The organism is Actinomadura roseirufa (assembly GCF_900659635.1).
GTDB classification, from domain to species: domain Bacteria; phylum Actinomycetota; class Actinomycetes; order Streptosporangiales; family Streptosporangiaceae; genus Spirillospora; species Spirillospora roseirufa.
The window spans coordinates 1-1977 of the sequence record NZ_CAACVB010000533.1 but is presented as its reverse complement, the minus strand read 5'-3'; the positions used below and the strand labels follow the sequence as shown (position 1 = coordinate 1977).

The window sequence follows — 1977 nt, the reverse complement described above, 5'->3', positions numbered from 1 at the left end:
CGCGTCGCCGAGCTGCGCACCCGCTACGACGCGGCGCTGCTGCGGCTCGGCGGGCTGGCCGCCGAGCCGGCGCCGCGCCGGCAGGGGTTCGTCATCCCGCTGTCCGGCGCGGGCCGGGACGACGGGCTCCGCAAGGTCGTCCGCGCGGCCACGACCGCGCTCATGGTGACGGGCCTGCTGCTGGTGTGCTTCGCGGGTTACTCGGTCGCGTTCGGCCACATCACCTACGAGCGCAACCAGCGGGCGCTGCTGAACGAGATGAGCGAGAACTTCCGGGAGAGCGCCGCGGTCGCCGCCGCGGCGGTGGCCGGCGACCGGAACCTCGCCGCCACCCCCGGCCGCGGCCGGCCCGTCGCGCTGCTGGAGATCCCCAAGATCGGGGTGCGCGAGGTCGTCGTGCAGGCGACCGGCACCCGGGAGCTGCGCACGGCCGTCGGGCACTACCGGCCGTCCCCGATGCCGGGGCAGGCGGGCAACGCCGTGCTGGTCGGGCACCGCAACCTCTACGGGCGCCCGTTCGCCCGGCTCGGGAGGCTGCGCGCCGGCGACACCATCACCGTGACCACGCAGGAGGGGCGCTTCACCTACACCGTCGAGCTGTCCCAGACCGCGGGCACCGGCGCCCAGGACTTCCTGTCGCAGGGGACGTTCGTCAACCGGCTCACCCTGCTCACCACGGCGCCCGCCGGTCATGGCGGCCGGTTCGCGGTGGTGTCCCGGCTGCAGGGCGGCGCCGCCGCCCTGCGGATCAAGGACGACCGGGAGCTGAAGAGCGACGAGCTCGGGCTGGGCCGTGACTCGGGCGGCTGGTGGCCCTCGCTCGGGTGGGGCGCGGTGCTGCTGGCGGCGATCGCGGTGACCGCCTACCTGTACCGGTCGTGGCGGCGGCTGTCGACGTACCTGCTCACCATGCCGGTCCTGCTGGCGCTCGCGATGCTGTGGTTCGAGTCGCTGGCCCGGCTGATCCCCTCCACGTTCTGATGCCGCCGGCACCGGCGCCCGCCACGGGGCGGACGCCACGCGGGCTCCGGGCGCGCGGGCTCCAGGGACGCGGGCCCGGGGCGCCTGATGAAGGGGCCCGTGGGCACGGAGCCCGTCCGCGAGAGGCGGGCGGGCGGAGGTCGCGCGGGCGGCTCGTGGTCGGCGTCGCCGACCAGGCGCTGTCGAGCCTGGCGAACGTCGCGCTCACCGTCGTCGTCGCGCGCAGCGTCGGGCCCGCGGGCCTGGGCGCGTTCGGTGTCGCGTCCGCGGTCTACCTGCTCGCGGTGGGGCTGTCGCGGGCGCTGAGCAGCGAGCCGTTCCTGGTCCGCTTCAGCGCCGCCGCCGGGCGCGACGCGGCCGAGGTGCGCCGCGCCTCCGCCGACTCCGCCGGGATGGCGCTGGTCGGCGGGGTCGTGGTGGGCGCCCTAGTGCTGGTCGCCGTGCTGGTCACCGTGCTGGTCAGCGCGCCGGTCACCGGCGGTGCGGTCGAGGCGGCTCTGCTGCCGCTCGCTGTGTTCCTGCCGGGGCTGCTGCTCAAGGACGCGTGGCGGTTCGTCTTCATCGCGGCCGATCTTCCGTGGCGGGCCGTCCTCAACGACGCGGTCTGGGCCGCCGGGCAGATCGTCGCGGTGGGCTGGGTGCTGGCGCGGCCCCACCCGGACGTCGGCGCGTTCGTCGCCGCCTGGGGCGCCGCCGCGACGGTCGCGGCCGGGTTCGGCGTCGTTCAGTCACGCTGCCCGCCCGCCCCGCTGCGCGCGGGCCGCTGGATCGCCGCGCACCGCGACCTGCTGCCCGGCTACTGCGTCGACTTCGCCGCCCGGATGGGGGGCCGCCAGCTCGTCCTGCTGTCGGTCGGGGTCCTCGGCGGGCTCCCGGCGCTGGCCGCCGTCCGCGCCGCCGAGGTGCTGTTCGGCGGGCTCAACGTCGTCCTGCAGGCGGTCCCGCTGGTGGCGGTGCCGGCGGCCGTGGCGGCGGGGCGCCGCTCCGCCGCCGCCC

General features: G+C 77.1%; 2 protein-coding genes. Both read left to right on the top strand.

The genetic code is table 11. The features are described 5' to 3' along the window. Positions 1-981, top strand: a 981-nt coding sequence (locus E1291_RS41170; RefSeq protein ID WP_131743438.1) for a sortase, incomplete at its 5' end; no start/stop codon positions are given. Positions 982-1136: 155 nt separating this feature from the next. Then, the coding region (locus E1291_RS41165; RefSeq protein ID WP_207401260.1) for an MATE family efflux transporter at positions 1137-1977 on the top strand (841 nt) is incomplete at its 3' end.